Consider the following 16,629-nt stretch of genomic DNA (forward strand, 5'->3'; position numbering starts at 1 on the left):
CACGAATCCGTGAAGAAGGGCAAGATGCCGGGCAAAACCGGCGAGCGCTTCGTCTATCAGGATGACGAAATTATTGAAAAACCGTTTAACTGGTCGCAGCTCACAAGATTGTTCTCTTATATGAAGCCATATGCGAAGCAGATGCTGCCCCTGGTTATTTTGATGATGATCCTCGGTACTGTAACGAAGCTGACGGTTCCTTATTTGACCAGTATGGCGATCGATAAGGCGATTTCTCCGAAAGCAGGAGGATCGACAAGCCTTACGATGCTGTATACGATTACGGCGATCGTACTTGTTCTGTACATCATTCAGTGGCTGGCAAGTACATACCGGATCAAATATACGAATATTATCGGCCAGCGTGTCATATATGATCTGCGAAGCGATCTGTTCAAGCATATTCAGAAGCTGTCGTTCAACTTTTTCGATAAAAGGCCGGCAGGCTCCGTGCTCGTGCGCGTGACCAATGACGTGAACTCGCTGCAGGAACTGTTTACGAACGGCGTGGTGAACCTCATGATTGACTGCGTACAGCTCGTGGGAATCGTCATTATCCTGCTCATGATCAATTGGAAGCTGGGCCTCGCGGTTATATTAACCGTTCCGGTGATGTTCATCATCTCGACCAAGCTGCGGGTGCGCATCCGCCGGGCGTGGCAGGACGTACGGATGAAGAACTCCAGAATCAACTCCCACTTGAATGAAGCCATTCAAGGGATTCGCGTGACGCAGGCATACACGCAGGAGCAGGAGAACATCCAGTTCTTCGACAAAATGAACATGGAAAGCAAAAAATCATGGGACCGTGCGTCGATGCTTAACCAAGGCTTCGGTCCGCTGATCGAAATTACGGGCGGTCTCGGGACGCTGATCCTGTTCTGGCTGGGCGCTTACCTGATCCAGCATGATCAATTGACCGTAGGTCTTCTCGTGGCATTCTCCAGCTATGTCGGCAACTTCTGGGAGCCGATCAACCGCCTGGGCCAGATGTACAATCAGCTGCTCGTGGCGATGGCTTCATCGGAACGTATTTTTGAGTTCATCGACGAGAAGCCGAGCATCGACGACAAGCCGGATGCCGTTCCGCTGCCGAAAATCAAAGGCGACATTAAGCTCGATAACGTCGTATTCGAGTATGAAAAAGGCCGTCAGGCGCTGAAGGGCATCGATCTGGATGTCGATGCGGGCCAGACGATTGCGCTCGTCGGTCATACCGGCTCAGGGAAAAGTACGATCATTAACCTGCTGAGCCGTTTCTATGACATTTCCAGCGGCAAAATCACGATTGACGGCTACGACATCCGCGACGTTCAACTGGAAACGCTGCGCAGCCAGATCGGCATCGTGCTTCAGGATACCTTCATCTTCTCGGGCACCATCCGGGATAATATCCGGTTCGGCCGCCTGGATGCGACGGATGAAGAGATCGAAGCGGTCGCACGGGCGGTCAACGCCCATGAATTTATCAAGAAGCTTCCCGGCGGATACGATACCGAGGTGGAAGAACGAGGCAACATGCTGTCCATGGGTCAGCGCCAGCTTCTTTCCTTCGCGCGTGCGCTCCTGGCCGATCCGAGAATTCTGATTCTGGATGAGGCTACGGCCAGCATCGATACCGAAACCGAGCTGAAAATCCAGGAAGCGCTCAAAGTGCTGCTGAAAGGCCGTACTTCCTTTATCGTCGCACACCGATTGTCGACGATCAGGCATGCGGATAAAATTATCGTCCTTGACCATGGCGAAATTAAGGAGCAGGGCAATCACGGTGAGCTCATGCAGCAGCGCGGAACGTATTTCGGCTTGATCGAAGCGCAGTTCAGATTCATTTAGAACGTCTGGCATCCAAAAGATTTTGGAGAATATTACAACAATCTTTTGAAAAATCAATAAACTTTTCCTAAATATCGACAGACGAAAGGCCTAGAAATAAGGACAGTTTGTGAACATTGATGGAAATTGTCGGAGCACTCTTGCAATCTTTCTCTTTAACCCTGAAAATAGTTATAGAGGTATACAAACGTGGTATACATGATTAGGGGGGAATTGGGAAGTGGTGTGGGGTGCTCCTTTTTCTGCACATGCCAAGAAGATGCTGCTACTCGGCAGCGGCGAATTGGGGAAAGAAGTGGTGCTCGAAGCCCAGCGACTGGGAGTTGAGACCATAGCCGTGGACCGCTATGCAAATGCGCCTGCGATGCAGGTTGCGCACAGGTCCCATGTGATTGATATGCTCGATGCCGATTCCCTGAAACAGATTATTCATCAGGAAAAGCCGGATGTGATTGTACCGGAAATTGAGGCTATAGCTACACATGCTTTGCTTGAACTTGAAGAAGAAGGATTTCACGTCGTCCCAACGGCTAGAGCTGCTCGTTTGACGATGGATCGCGAGGGGATTCGCCGATTGGCGGCCGAGAAGCTGGGCCTTCCAACCGCGGATTACCGATTTGCCGACAGTTTGGAAGAACTGAAGGAAGCCGTTGCAGTGCTGGGAACGCCTTGTGTGGTCAAGCCCATCATGAGCTCTTCCGGCAAAGGGCAAAGCGTATGCCATACGGAATCCGAGGCAGAAGCCTGCTGGAACACCGCGATGGAAGGCGGCCGTGCGAAGAGCACACGAGTCATCGTGGAGGCTTTTGTATCGTTTGAAAGCGAAATCACGCTGCTTACGGTACGTTCTGTAAGCGGGACCATTTATTGTAAACCGATCGGTCATATTCAGAAGGATGGCGATTATGTCGAATCCTGGCAGCCTCATTTTATGAGCGAGGCATTGCTGAAGGAATCGGAGGCCATTGCCAAAGCCATCACGGATGAACTTGGGGGATATGGCATTTTCGGCGTAGAACTGTTTGTTACCCAAGAAGGAATCATATTCAGCGAAGTATCGCCCCGTCCGCATGACACCGGGATGGTGACCATGATCACCCAGGATTTATCGGAATTTGCCCTGCATGTCAGAGCGATTCTCGGTCTTCCGATCCCGTCGGTGGAACTGCTGACTCCGGGTGCTTCGGCAACTTTGAAAGCGGAACATGCCAGTATGAATTTTGCTGTTGGTGGTATTGAGGATGCTCTTAGTCTGCCTCGCACTCAGGTTCGCGTATTCGGCAAGCCTGAAACCAGAGCGGGCAGGAGAATGGCTGTCGCTTTAAGCGCAGATTCGGATCTTCAAAAAGCACGGAATACGGCTAAACAGGCCGCCAGTCTTTTAAAAGTGGAGGAATATGATCATGAACAGTAACGTTTTGGCTCCTGCCCTGCAGATTCGCAATTCCGACTGCGAATGTGATCTCGATGCGGTTACAGCGTTGATGCGTGAATTGAGTTATCCAACCACAAAGAACGTGATGCGTGAACGCATTCAAGCTTCCGAGAATAACCCTAAATTATGTACGATGGTAGCTGAGCTGGATGGTAAGGTCGTCGGTATGATCGCGCTGAATCAAGTTAAATCCTATGCGAGAAGCGAGACCGCCACGCAGGTATCTGCGCTGATCGTTTCGAATGAACACCGCGGCCAAGGGATCGGCAAAAGGCTGATCCGCAGCGCCGAAGAATGGGGGAAGAACCAGGGCAGCCAAATCCTGTTTCTGACCAGCGGCAACCGCGTGGAGCGTGCGCCTGCCCATGCCTTTTATGAACATATCGGTTTTGAAAAAATCGGCTACCAGTTCGTTAGAAGACTTAAATAATCACGATTGCGTGTTTGATATGCCCGTTTCCTTTCCGGAGACGGGCTTTTTGTTTATCTTTTTTTCCAATAGCTGCGCATGAAAGAATATGTATTTACAAGCTTCGGCTCTTTGATATAGAATACCTTAGTAAAAAAAGAGTAAGCGTTTACAAGTATATCATGCTTTTGCCGCGTTTTCTAAGATTTGTTGCTCAAGAAACATAGAAAGCCAAAGGATGGATGAGACCGATGTATAAACTGTTATTGGTTGATGACGAAGAAGATGTGAGGGACGGACTCGTCGAAGAGATTGATTGGGCAAACCTCGGCTTTCAGGTGGTGGACACCGCTGAGAACGGCAGGGAGGCTGCCGAGCTTTTTGACAAACAAATTCCGGACGTGGTGGTTACGGACATTCAAATGCCTTTCATGGATGGGCTGCAGCTTGCGGGTTGGATCCGCGAGCATTATCCGATGACTAAAATCATCATTTTGACGGGATTCGATGAGTTTGAATATGCACAGAAAGCGATCAAGCTGCAAATTGATGAATATGTTCTTAAGCCCTTCACATCGCAGGAGCTTGTTGACGTCGTGCTGAAGGTCAAGCATCAGATGGAAACCGAAATGGCCGAAAAAGAAAATGCTCAAGTCCTTATGGAACATTACCGCAAAAGCATTCCCGTGCTCAGGGAGCTTTTTTTGTCTCAGCTTGTATCGAGGCGGATGACACGTGATGAGATTCGCGAGAAAGCCAGCAGCTACGGCGTTGAACTGGAAGGAGAAAGCTTTTTGGCCTCGGTGATTCGGGTTGATTATGTTCACAATTCGCTTGAAATGCACAGGCAGCAAGGTCTGAAGGCTCCCTCTGGCTCCTTAAGATATTCGGAGGACCGATATCTTCAGTTGTTTGCCGTGCTCAACATCGCTGAAGAAATATGCGAACGGCACGAAGGCTTCAAGGTATTCATCCACTTGGAGGATTGCGTGCTGCTGTCGACGCTGCCGGTCCGTGAAGCGGGGACTGCCGCTCAACAAACTTTAGCCGTTCTGGAAGAAATACGGATGAATGTATTTAAATATTTGAAGCTGACGATGACAGCCGGAGCAGGAACGGTCTGCGCGGAACCGGGGGATTTGCATCAATCTTATCAAAAAGCCATGCAGGCGCTGGACTATCGGCTCATTCTAGGCAATGACCGGGTCATCTGGATTGGGGATGTCGAATCACAGTCAGCGGAGTCGCTGACCTTCGACGAACTGAAGGAGCAATCCCTGATCCGCTGCATCAAGGTAGGGACCCCGGAGGAACTGGATGAAATTCTTGGAACTCTATTCAGCGGTATACATATCGCGCAGCTGTCCGTTCAGGACTGTCAGGTGTACCTGATGGAGATTCTTACCTGCATGATGAAGGTGGCTAAGGAGCATGACGTGGAACTGGAGGAATGGTTTGGTGCCGAGGCGTATCCTTTTGCGGAAATCTATAAATTCAACAACCTGCATGAAGTCAAGCAGTGGATGGGAAGCATCTGCCTGAAGCTGATGAATTCCATCGCCCAGGGACGTCAGTCGGGATATAACCAGCTGGTGGAGAACGCGAAGGAATATATCCGTCTTCATTATCACGACAGCGATATCTCGATCAATAAGGTATGCAAGCAGCTGCATATCAGCACGGGATATTTCAGCAGCATTTTCAAGAAGGAAGTGAAAATGACCTTCGTCAATTACCTCATGCATATCCGCATGGAGGCCGCGAAGGAATCGCTGCGGACGACCGACCATAAAACGTTTGAAATTGCCGAAGCGGTCGGATTTTCGGATCCGAACTATTTCAGCTTCTGCTTCCGGAAGAAATTCGGCATTTCGCCGAAGGAATACAGAAACGGAGCGGGAGGCGGGCAAACGATTGAATATCGAACCTAAACGGAATATGCCGAAATTACCTCGGGTCATCGAGTCCTTCAAGCTGCGCAGCATCCAAACGATCATTACCTTTTCGTTCACCCTGATGACGGTTTTGGTCGTGATCGCGGTCAGCATCATGCTGTATAACAAATTTACCAAAACAGCTGAGGAAAACGCGTATCTTAACATTCAGCAGATCATCGAGCAGGTTAACTATCATTTGGAGCTGTACGTGAAGGGGATGCAGGATATTTATGAAGTGGTGGAGCAGCAAATCAACGATACGCCGGATATATCCAGCCCGGTGCTGCGCGAGCAGCTGACGACGCTGCTGCATACCCGCGAGGATCTGGTTTCTGTAGGCCTATTTACGCCTGAAGGCAAACTCGTGGTGGACATTCCCGCGCTGGAAATGCGCAAAAATACGATGCTGGAGGAACAGAGCTGGTTTGAATCCGCCCATGCACGGCCGCAGAAGCTCTCTTTTTCCCCACCGCACATCCAGAATTTATACAAGGGGCAATACAAGTGGGTCGTCTCCCTAAGCAGGATGATCAAATATAAGGATCAAGGGACGATCAAGGAAGGAATTTTGCTCGTGGACGTCAATTTCCGCACGATAGATGAGCTCAGCCGCAAAGTAAGCTTGGGCAAGCGCGGCTACGCTTATATTATCGACGACCTTGGCAACATCGTGTACCACCCGCAGCAGCAGCTGATTTATGCCGGACTGAAGTACGATAACATTGAAGCGACATTAGAGTATGCCTATGGCAGCTATATCGATAAACCGACGGGCGAGCCTAGATACATCACGATCCGGACCGTCGAACCGATCAACTGGAAAATCGTAGGGGTCGCCTATCCGGATGAAATCGTGACAACGAAAAAAGATCTGAACCAGTTCATCTTCTGGTTTTTGGTCGTCGTATGCGCTGCCGTCGTCGTACTGGCAATGTTCGTATCCGCAAAAATCTCGCAGCCGCTCCGCAGGCTGGAAAAATCGGTGCAAAGCGTCGGGCAGGGCGATTTCAGCACGCCGATCCACGTCAGCGGGGCGCATGAGGTCGTGCAGCTCTCGAAACGCTTCAATTTTATGCTGCATCGCATCCGGCAGCTGATGGACCAGATCATCCACGAGCAGGAGGCCAAGCGCAAGAGCGAGCTCGACGTGCTGCAGTCGCAGATCAATCCGCACTTTCTCTACAATACGCTCAATTCGGTCGTGCGCCTGGCGGAGAAAGGGAAAAAGGAAGAGATTGTGGCCACCATCACATCGCTGTCAAAGTTTTTCCGGATCAGTCTAAGCAAAGGCAAAAACATCATCACCCTGGAAGAAGAGCTGGAGCATGTCCGGCATTATTTGATCATCCAGAAAATCCGCTTCAAAAATAAATTCAATTATGCCATCGAATGCGAGCAGGAAGCGCTTTCCTGCATGACACTGAAGCTGATTCTGCAGCCGATCGTGGAAAACGCGATTCATCACGGCATTGAGAAGATGTCCGACGAAGGCTTTATTCGCATAGCTGCTTGCATCAAGGAGGAACGGCTTGTCATCCAGGTGAGCGATAACGGGCTCGGCATGTCCCGGCAGGTCATGGAGCAGCTTCTGAGCGGGGGAATCCGGAGCGGCGGCTCGGGCGTTGGCGTCAAGAACGTGAATGAGCGGATTCGTTTATATTACGGCAAAGCCTATGGACTCCGCTTCGAAAGCGAGCTGGAGGAAGGCACGACCGTTACCATTATGCTGCCTGTAGAAAAAAATGATGACGAGCAGCCGGATTGGGGGATGTCATGACAAGAACAGTTGCGGGATTAAGAGTATGTCTAATGATCATGTTGATGATTGTGCTGGTATCCTGTGGCGGAGCTGAACCTAACCTGCATGTCCTCGAGAAGCCGAAGAACGTGGATATGATTGTCAAGATGGATCACGGTGATTTTTGGAAAACGGTGAAGATGGGAGCCGAGGTGGCCGCCAAAGAATACAACGTCAACCTGACCTTCAAAGCGCCTCAGAACGAAAGCGATATCGATGAACAAATCCGCCTCGTTGACGAGTCGATCCGTAACAACGCCGATGCCATCATTTTATCCGCTAGCGATTATATGAAGCTGGCCCAGGTGACGGACCGGGCGGCCTACTACAAAATTCCCGTCATTTCGATGGATTCGGAGGTAGCCTCGGCCCGGGTCAAAATGTTCGTCGGCACGAACAATTATGAGGCCGGACAAAAAGCGGCCAAGCGGCTGATTGAGCTGACCGGACCCGATAGCCGGATCGGCGTCATGAATTTCGTCAAAGGGGCCAAAAATGCGGATGAGCGCGAGGAAGGCTTCATGGACTATGTCGCCCGTTTTCCCGGCGTGCAGGTCGTGGATATCGAATACTGCGAATCCGATGAGCAAATAGCGAGGCAGCTGACGCGCAAAATGATGAGCGAGCATCCCGATATTACGGGCATTGTGGCTCTGAATGAGGTGGCATCCATCGGCACAGGCGAAGAGATTCAGAAGCTTGGCCTCGGCGAGAAGGTCAAAATCATTACGTTCGATAGTCCAGCCAAAGTGATGGAGCTGCTGCAGGAGGGGATCGTGCAGGCGACGGTGGTCCAGAACCCTTTTAACAACGGGTATCTGGCGGTCCGTTATGCTGTCCAGGTGATGGAGGGGATTGAAGTGGATGAGCGGTGGGATACGAAATCTACGCTGATCGATCTGGACAATATGCTTCAGCCTCAGAACCAGAAGCTCTTATTTCCATTCGTAAAGTGATTTGAGCTATGCAGCCGTTCAATATGGAATGACGAAACACTTCAAATGAAGCAGGAGTACAGTATTTTCAAGGCATGAGAATTTTAATAGAACACATGAGAATTTTATATTCGAATCCGGGCTTCGATCCAGCATAATGAAAACGTATCCAGGGGATGCGACAAACCAGTAGATAATCAGGAGGTCACGATTACGATGAAAAAGATAACTTCCGTATTGCTAGCAGGTGCTCTGCTCGGAACGGTGATGGCAGGCTGCTCCAGTGGCAGTGATAAAAGCGCATCAGGCGACGGCGGCAGCAAAAGCTCTGACAGCGGCAAGGAGCCATCCGTTGGCGTAGCCATTTATAAGTTTGACGACACCTTCATGACTGGCGTGCGCAACGCCATCAAGGCAAACGCTGAAGGTAAAGCGAAAGTAGACATCGTTGACAGCCAGAACTCACAGCCGACACAAAACGATAAGGTTGATCTGTTCATCTCCAAGAAAACGAATGCTCTCGTCATCAACCCGGTTGACCGCACGGCTGCAGGCGTCATTATCGACAAGGCTCAAACGGCGAACATTCCGGTCGTTTTCCTGAACCGCGAACCGCTGCCGGAAGACATGAAGAAGTGGGATAAAGTGTATTACGTCGGCGCGAAAGCCGAAGAATCCGGCACGATGTCCGGCGAACTGATCGCCGATTACTGGAAAGCGCATCCGGAAGCGGACAAGAATCATGACGGCGTGCTGCAGTACGTGATGCTGAAGGGCGAGCCTGGACATCAGGATGCCGAACTGCGTACGAAGTATTCCATTGAGGCGATTGAGAAAGCCGGCATTAAAGTGGAAAAGGTCGAGGAAGACACCGCGATGTGGGACCGCGTCAAAGGCCAAGAGAAAATGGCGGCGTTCCTCGGTGCGCATGGCGATAAAATCGAAGCGGTGCTGGCGAATAACGACGATATGGCGCTCGGCGCGATCGAGGCTTTGAAAGCAGCCGGGTATTTCAAAGATGGCAAAACAATGCCGGTCGTGGGCGTTGACGCAACAGCTCCAGCGCTTGAAGCATTGCAAGAAGGAACGCTGCTCGGAACGGTACTGAACGATGCCAACAACCAGGGCAAAGCCTCTGTTCTCCTGGCCTCCGTGCTGGCGAAAGGCGACACGCCTTCCAAAGACAATATCGGGTTCGATATCACAGATAACCAATATGTATGGATTCCGTACAAAAAAATTACCAAAGACAACATTAACGACGCCAAATAAAGAGAAGAAACGGATTTAAAAGACCCGCGCGTCAACATAAATAACCATCCTGCCGGAAGCGGCGGCCGAACCGGCCGCCCCTCCAAGCGGTGGGGATGAGGAGCAGGGAGCGGAAATCTATGGCTCAAAACGAATACGTATTGGAAATGAACGGGATTTCCAAGGAATTCCCGGGCGTGAAAGCGCTGGATGATGTGACATTCAAGGTTCGGCCGGGAACGGTTCATGCCCTCATGGGGGAGAACGGGGCCGGCAAATCAACCTTGATGAAATGCTTGTATGGAATCTACTCCCCGGATGGGGGCGAGATTTTGCTGGATGGACAGAAGGCACAAATCCATAATTCCAAGGATGCGCTGAACTACGGCATATCCATGATTCATCAGGAGCTGCACCCCGTGCCGTTCCGCAATGTCATGGAAAATATTTGGCTGGGACGGTTTCCTACGGTTGGCCTAGGTCCGATCCAGTTCATTAATCATAATAAAATGTACAGGGACACCGAGAAGCTCTTCAAGGACCTGGACATCGAATTAAGGCCGGATACCCTTGTGGGCAAACTGTCGGTATCCAAGGTGCAGTCGATCGAAATCGCCAAAGCGGTATCTTTCCAGTCCAAGGTGATCATTATGGATGAGCCGACCTCTTCGCTCACCAGCGTCGAGGTGGAGCATTTGTTCCGGATCATCCGGGATTTAAAGAAGCGCGGCGTGGCCATCATTTATATTTCGCACAAAATGGAAGAGATTTTGCAGATCAGCGACGAGGTTACGATCATGCGCGACGGGCAAAAAATTGGTACCTGGCCGGCGGCGGAGCTGACAACGGACCTTATCATTTCCAAAATGGTCGGACGCGATCTGACGCAGCGTTTTCCGGACCGCGAAAATGTTCCCGGAGACGTGCTGCTGGAAGTGAAGGGAATCACATCGCTGCTGCCCAAATCTTTTAAGGATATTTCGTTTGAACTCCGGAAGGGTGAAATTCTGGGGATCGGCGGTCTCGTCGGAGCCCAGCGAACCGAACTGATCGAAGCGTTGTTCGGACTCCGTGGCATCGCATCCGGACACATCAGGATCCATGGCAAAGAGGTGAAGATAAGGACCCCCGAGGATGCTATCAAGCAGGGGATGGCGCTTTTGACCGAAGAGCGGCGGGTTACGGGGATATTTCCGGTGCTGCCCGTGCATGAAAACGCATCGATCGCGAACCTAAGCCGATACCGCAAGTTACTGCTGTTTCTGGACAGCCGGAAGAAAAGAAAAGAAGCGGATATCATGGTCGCGAAGCTCCGCACCAAAACGCCTACCTCTAACACCCTCATTATGAATCTGTCGGGAGGGAATCAGCAGAAGGTGCTTTTGGCCAGGTGGCTGCTGACCGAGCCGGAAATACTTTTGCTCGACGAACCGACGCGCGGTATTGACGTCGGCGCGAAGTTCGAAATCTACACCATCATCAAGGATCTGGCTAAGCAGGGCAAGTCCATCATTATGATCTCTTCCGAGATGCCCGAGCTGATCGGCATGTCCGACAGAATTATGGTCATGTCCGAAGGTCGCCTCACCGGAATTTTGGAAGGTGACGCCGCTTCGGAAGAGGAAATTATGCGGCTGGCTGCACAGCATTAAGGACATCAAAGGAGGAGAACTCATGCTGAACCTAAACAAACTCGGTAGCAGCGGCAGAGTGAAGGGCTTTACGTCCCAGTATGCGATTTATATCGTTCTGGTGCTGCTGGTCGTCGGGATTACGATTTATAATCCGTCATTTTTATCGATCGATTCGCTGCGCAATATTTTAATACAATCCTCCACCCGGGCGATCATTGCGCTGGGCGTAGCTTTTATATTAATTACGGCCGGCACGGACTTGTCCGCCGGTCGGATCGTGGGCTTGACGGCCGTCGTATCAGCGTCCATGCTGCAAACGGCAACCTATGCGAATCGTTTCTTTCCGGATTTGCCACAGCTTCAATTGTTTATCCCCATCGTGCTGGCCATTATCGTGGGCTTGCTATGCGGTTTAATCAACGGGATCGTCGTTGCCAAATTGCATGTGCCGCCGTTTATCGCGACGCTGGGAACGATGGTTGCCGTGTATGGCTTGAATTCGATGTACTTTGATATGGATCCGAATAATTCGCAGCCGATCGGCGGCTTGCGGAAGGATTTTACCCATATCGGCTCCGGATCGATCGGATCAGGGCAATATTCCGTGCCTTACATCGTCCTGATTGCCATTTTCGTCGCATTCATCGTGTGGGTCATCTTCAACTATACGAAACTTGGCAAAAACATGTACGCCATCGGCGGCAACGTGCAGGCGGCCAAAGTTTCCGGCATCAATGTTGCCAAGTACCTCATTTATATCTATATGATTGCAGGCGCTTTATATGGTCTGGCGGGCGTACTCGAGGCCTCCAGAACGGGCGGAGCCACGAACAACTACGGAAATATGTACGAGCTCGATGCGATCGCGGCGTGCGTTGTCGGCGGCGTTTCCACGACAGGCGGAATCGGTACGGTGCCGGGAGTCATGGTCGGCGTTCTGATATTTACGATCATCAACTATGGCTTGACGTTTATCGGCATCAGCCCTTATTGGCAGCTGATCGTCAAAGGCTTGATCATCGTTGCGGCAGTTGCATTCGATATGCGCAAGTACGCTGCCAAAAAATAAAGCAACACATGAGACGGAAGGCCGCAGCCTAAAGGTTGCGGTCTATTCGTGTTTGATGAATATGGAAAATGAATTCCATTATTTGTGGCCTCCCCAAAGGAAACAAATGTGTTACACTGTTTGAGTAAGAGATGACAACTTTGTAACCGGAGCTTATCCATTCTGGTTGAACACCACAAGAAGGAGATGTATCCATGAAAAACAAAAAAGTGATGAAGACATTGATTAGCACGGCATGTGCAGCAGTCCTTGCAGTAGGTCTGATGGGAGCCGGTCCAGCCTCGGCGGCATCCGCGCAGCAAAACGCGGCCCCAACACAAAGCAATCTGCAAAGCTTTCAAAGCCTGCAGGATTTGCAAGCCTATCTGCAAAAATGGCTGCAAAACAATGGCGGTGCTGATATCTTTAAATATCAAATTCAATTCCCTGGATCGGGACAAGTAACGAACCCAGGTACGTCGAAGCCTGAAACTTCGAAGCCTGAAACTTCGGAAACGTCCAAACCTGAGACATCGAAACCGGAAACATCGAAGCCAGAGACTTCGAAACCGGAAACGTCGAAGCCAGAAACTTCCAACCCGTCTACGGGCAACACAACGCAGTCCAGCTACGCTGCGGAAGTGATCAAGCTTGTGAACCAGGAACGTGCCAAAGCAGGGCTGAAAGCACTGACCGAGAACACGAAACTTTCGGGAATGGCTATGGATAAGGCGAAAGACATGAACAACAACAATTATTTCGATCATAACTCGCCAACATACGGTTCTCCGTTTGATATGATGAAGAAATACGGTATTTCATACAGCTATGCCGGTGAAAATATCGCAAAAGGCCAAAAGACACCTGCTGATGTTATGACCGCATGGATGAATAGTTCAGGCCACCGCGCGAATATTCTGAACAGCAACTACACGACCATTGGTGTAGCTTACTACAACGGATATTGGGTGCAAGAGTTTATCGCGAACTAATTTTTATATGAAACCAGTAGTAAGCCTGTCCCGATTAAACAAAGGGACAGGCTTCTTTGTATGAGGCGGCTGACGCAATTTACGGCACAAAAAAACCGAGCGGAGAATCGCCCGGTTTACTTAAACATGATGGGTTATGCAGGGGTCGAACCTGCGACCTGCCGATTAAGAGTCGGCTGCTCTACCAGCTAAGCTAATAACCCCGATCTGTTAACAAGGATTATTATACGCTTGTTTCTCTGAATAATCCACCTGTTCACGGAAAATTCAGAAAAATATTTAATTCATGAAGGATATCATGGTTTACCGGCCGAAACAGGTTGATTTCACGGATTTGACGGCAGTGTCATGCGGATCGCTCGTCGAATTTGCAAATTTTACATAGAAGTTTTATGTTTATGTACATATGTATCTGGCGGATAAAATAGGAGAAGCCATCAGGAAAGGACTGGAGGGATCGGTTTGAATTCATCGAAATGGATTTGGCGGGTGGTGAGCATCGTTTCCGTCTTGGCTACGGTCCTGCTGCTTGCCGGTTTTGTGTACGCGATAAAAGATATCCAAAACCCGAAAGCGGCTGCAGAACAATCGTCTCCTTCGGCGACGCCGCAAGAAAGCACGGGAGCGAAGAGTCCGGAAGCTAAAAAGGACCTGAAGATCGCCGTGATTGGCGACTCGCTTGCCAAAGGCACCGGGGATAACTCGGGTATGGGATTTGCGCGCAGAACGGTGAGTGAGCTGGCAAAGGATTCGGGCAGAAAAGCGACGCTCCTGAATAATCTGGGCATTAACGGTCTCACCACCACGGGACTATTGCCGAAGCTTGAGGAGAAAGGGACACAATATGTTCTTGGACAGGCGGATGTGATCTTGTTATCGATCGGTGGCAATGATTTGTTCCAGGGGGCCGATCTCGCGACAAAGGGCATATCAGGTACTTCCAATCCCGGTACGGGCACGGAACTGGATCCTAAAGACCTCTTAAAGGGCTTGCCTAAGGCGTCGACGCAGCTGAAAGCGATTTTGGAACGCATCCGTGCCATCAATCCTGAGGCGTGGATTGTTTATGTCGGATTGTATAATCCGTTCGGCGATATCGAGGAACTAAAGATCCCGGGAAATCAGGCTGTCGCGAGCTGGAATCAATCGGCCCTGCAGACCATCAATAAATACAGCAGCATGTCGCTGGTTCCGACCTTTGATCTTTTCCAGCATAATCTGGACAAATATTTGTCTTCGGACCATTTTCATCCGAATGGAGACGGATATCAGCAGATCGCCGAACGCATTGTACAAGGGATCCGATAGAAGGATGGCGAAAGGAGAGACAATAGGTGAATATGGCGAACAACCTGGACCGAAAGGAACAAGTCGTTTTATCCGTCGAGCATGTCAAAAAGAAAATCGGAAGAAAATGGATCATCGAAGACGTGACGTTTGACGTCCGCGAAGGTGAAATCTTCGGATTCCTCGGACCGAACGGGGCCGGCAAGACGACGACGATCCGTATGCTCGTGGACTTAATCAAGCCCAGCAGCGGCATGATTCAAGTGTGCGGCTTTGACGTGAACAGGCAGCAGGAACAAGCCCTGCGTTATGTCGGTTCGATCGTGGAAAATCCCGAGGTTTACAGCTATCTTACGGGATGGGAGAATCTGGAGCATTTTGCCCGCATGCAGCCGGGAATCGATAAACGGCGAATCCAGGAAGTCGTCGATATCGTCCGGCTTGATCAGCGGATTCACGATAAGGTGAGAACCTACTCTCTCGGGATGCGGCAGCGTCTTGGCATAGCGCAGGCCTTACTCGGCAGACCGAAGCTGCTGATCCTGGATGAACCGACAAACGGCCTTGATCCAAAGGGGATCAAAGAGCTGCGTCAGTTCATCCGGGAGCTGGCCGATGGCGGACTCGCGGTCTTCGTATCCAGCCATCTGCTCAGCGAAATCCAGCTGCTGTGCGACCGGGTGGCGATCATTAGCCGCGGCAGGGTTTTGGCGGTTGGCCAGGTTGAAGAGCTGGTTGCGGCGAACGCCAAATATGTCATCTGGGAGCTTGAACCTGCCGAAACAGGAAGAAGGCTGCTCGCAGGCCAAGGGATTGACGTCATCGAACAGGCGGATGCCATTTTGGATGACGCGATCATCGCCGGCATGGGACCGGACGCGATTGTTACGCGCATGGAGGAAGAAGATATTTCCGCAGCGGTTAAGCACCTTGTGGCATCGGGAGTCGCTGTTCAAGGCGTCCATCAAATAAATCCGACTTTGGAACAGCTGTTCCTCAAGATGACGGAGGGTGAGAGCATTGATTAACCTGCTGCCCCTGATCAAGAATGAAACGATCAAAATCATTAAGAAAAAACGATTTTATGTCATTTTGTTGATTTTGCTGGTGCTGGTGCCGATTTTCACATATGCACAGATGCGTTCCGCCGAACGTACCCGCGAAAAGTTCCATGGGGATTGGCGGCTTGAAGTTCAACAGCAAATCACCGATAATGAGAATTCGCTCGGCAGCGACAGGGTACCGGATGAATGGAAGAAATACCGGAAAATTTTCGTGCAGCAGCTTCAATATTATCTGGATCATGACGTCAATCCGAATGAGCCGAACGGCGTGACCTTTACCCGCGAGTTTATGGCAAATTCCATTACTTTGTTCATTCCGCTGTTAATTATGGCGATCGCATCCGATATTGTATCTGGGGAGCGCACGAGCGGCACGATCAAAATGCTGCTGACCCGGCCAGTCAAAAGGTGGAAGGTGCTGCTCAGCAAGCTGGTGACGCTGTTCATGTTTTCTTCGCTGATCGTCGTGTCGGCTTTTATCATTACCTACGTCGTATCCGGCGCGGTTTTTGGATATAAAGGGTTTGATATGCCGGTATTTACGGGCTTCCAGATTACAGGCTCCGACGTCGATCTTTCTGCCGTGCATGCTGTTCCGCAGTGGAAGTACCTGCTTATGCAGGGCGGCTTGATCTGGTTCGTAAGCCTGACCATCGCATCGCTGGCTTTCATGGTTTCGGTATTGGTACGCAGTACGGCGGCGAGCATCGTCGTCATGATGGCTGCGCTGATCGCGGGAACGATTTTGACCAATATGGCTTCGGCTTGGAGCAGCGCCAAATATTTGTTCATGGTCAACCTGGAGCTGACGGACTATTTGTCCGGAACGCCTGCTCCGATCGAGGGGATGAATTTGTCGTTTTCACTGGCGGTTTTGTCCGTTTGGGCTGTTGCCGCGCTTATTATCTCATTCCTTGTCTTTACGAAAAGGGATATCTTGAATTAAAATGGACAAGGATAACAAAACATCTGTTTGCATTTTAGGATTAAAGATCCTACATAAAGA

At 50.5% G+C, this 16,629-nt stretch carries 13 protein-coding genes and 1 tRNA gene; 13 read left to right on the top strand and 1 reads right to left on the bottom strand.

The annotated features are described in order from the left end of the window. Window positions 1–24: 24 nt before the first annotated feature. The 10 genes from PCH05_RS11090 to PCH05_RS11135 all read left to right on the top strand — a co-directional run bounded on the left by PCH05_RS11090 (window position 25) and on the right by PCH05_RS11135 (window position 13,272). The gene (locus tag PCH05_RS11090) at window positions 25–1,833 is read left to right on the top strand and encodes an ABC transporter ATP-binding protein (RefSeq protein WP_246049489.1); all 1,809 of its coding nucleotides are present in this window, start codon (window positions 25–27) and stop codon (window positions 1,831–1,833) included. 223 nt (window positions 1,834–2,056) lie between these two features. After that, on the top strand, window positions 2,057–3,247 hold the full coding sequence (purT, locus tag PCH05_RS11095; RefSeq protein WP_127602526.1) for a formate-dependent phosphoribosylglycinamide formyltransferase: 1,191 nt from the start codon (window positions 2,057–2,059) through the stop codon (window positions 3,245–3,247). After that, window positions 3,237–3,698 carry a GNAT family N-acetyltransferase gene (locus PCH05_RS11100; RefSeq protein WP_246049475.1) on the top strand — a complete coding sequence of 154 codons (462 nt, stop codon included), beginning with the start codon at window positions 3,237–3,239 and terminating at the stop codon, window positions 3,696–3,698. Before purT ends, PCH05_RS11100 begins: the two co-directional genes overlap by 11 nt. A gap of 230 nt (window positions 3,699–3,928) precedes the next feature. Next, the gene (locus PCH05_RS11105) at window positions 3,929–5,608 is read left to right on the top strand and encodes a response regulator (protein WP_127602457.1); all 1,680 of its coding nucleotides are present in this window, start codon (window positions 3,929–3,931) and stop codon (window positions 5,606–5,608) included. A gap of 7 nt (window positions 5,609–5,615) precedes the next feature. Continuing rightward, a complete protein-coding gene (locus tag PCH05_RS11110) occupies window positions 5,616–7,391 on the top strand; it encodes a sensor histidine kinase family protein (protein ID WP_127602458.1) in 1,776 nt (591 codons plus the stop codon). Further along, window positions 7,388–8,368, top strand: a complete 981-nt coding sequence (locus PCH05_RS11115; protein WP_127602459.1) for a substrate-binding domain-containing protein — start codon at window positions 7,388–7,390, stop codon at window positions 8,366–8,368. Before PCH05_RS11110 ends, PCH05_RS11115 begins: the two co-directional genes overlap by 4 nt. Window positions 8,369–8,563: 195 nt before the next feature. Continuing rightward, entirely contained in the window at window positions 8,564–9,619 is a 1,056-nt protein-coding gene (locus PCH05_RS11120; protein ID WP_127602460.1) for a galactose ABC transporter substrate-binding protein, read from the top strand. A 119-nt stretch (window positions 9,620–9,738) separates the two neighbouring features. Continuing rightward, complete coding sequence (locus PCH05_RS11125; protein ID WP_127602461.1) at window positions 9,739–11,250, top strand: sugar ABC transporter ATP-binding protein; 1,512 nt, start codon at window positions 9,739–9,741, stop codon at window positions 11,248–11,250. Window positions 11,251–11,272: 22 nt separating this feature from the next. Next, window positions 11,273–12,301 carry a galactose/methyl galactoside ABC transporter permease MglC gene (gene mglC / locus PCH05_RS11130; protein ID WP_127602462.1) on the top strand — a complete coding sequence of 343 codons (1,029 nt, stop codon included), beginning with the start codon at window positions 11,273–11,275 and terminating at the stop codon, window positions 12,299–12,301. 194 nt (window positions 12,302–12,495) lie between these two features. Then, the gene (locus PCH05_RS11135) at window positions 12,496–13,272 is read left to right on the top strand and encodes a CAP domain-containing protein (RefSeq protein ID WP_127602463.1); all 777 of its coding nucleotides are present in this window, start codon (window positions 12,496–12,498) and stop codon (window positions 13,270–13,272) included. A 130-nt stretch (window positions 13,273–13,402) separates the two neighbouring features. Here the strand turns inward: PCH05_RS11135 and PCH05_RS11140 are convergent. Further along, a tRNA-Lys gene (locus PCH05_RS11140) sits at window positions 13,403–13,475 on the bottom strand. A gap of 259 nt (window positions 13,476–13,734) precedes the next feature. Between PCH05_RS11140 and PCH05_RS11145 the strand changes: the two genes are divergently transcribed. The 3 genes from PCH05_RS11145 to PCH05_RS11155 are packed head-to-tail and all read left to right on the top strand — an operon-like array spanning window position 13,735 to window position 16,569. Then, entirely contained in the window at window positions 13,735–14,580 is an 846-nt protein-coding gene (locus PCH05_RS11145; protein WP_127602464.1) for a GDSL-type esterase/lipase family protein, read from the top strand. Between the two features lie 32 nt (window positions 14,581–14,612). Then, window positions 14,613–15,587 (top strand): ABC transporter ATP-binding protein, encoded by a 975-nt coding sequence (locus tag PCH05_RS11150; RefSeq protein WP_127602527.1) that lies wholly within the window; start codon window positions 14,613–14,615, stop codon window positions 15,585–15,587. After that, the gene (locus PCH05_RS11155) at window positions 15,580–16,569 is read left to right on the top strand and encodes an ABC transporter permease (RefSeq protein ID WP_127602465.1); all 990 of its coding nucleotides are present in this window, start codon (window positions 15,580–15,582) and stop codon (window positions 16,567–16,569) included. Before PCH05_RS11150 ends, PCH05_RS11155 begins: the two co-directional genes overlap by 8 nt. The last annotated feature ends 60 nt before the right edge of the window (window positions 16,570–16,629 follow it).

This window comes from Paenibacillus chibensis (assembly GCF_004001045.1).
Taxonomy (GTDB): domain Bacteria; phylum Bacillota; class Bacilli; order Paenibacillales; family Paenibacillaceae; genus Paenibacillus_AQ; species Paenibacillus_AQ chibensis.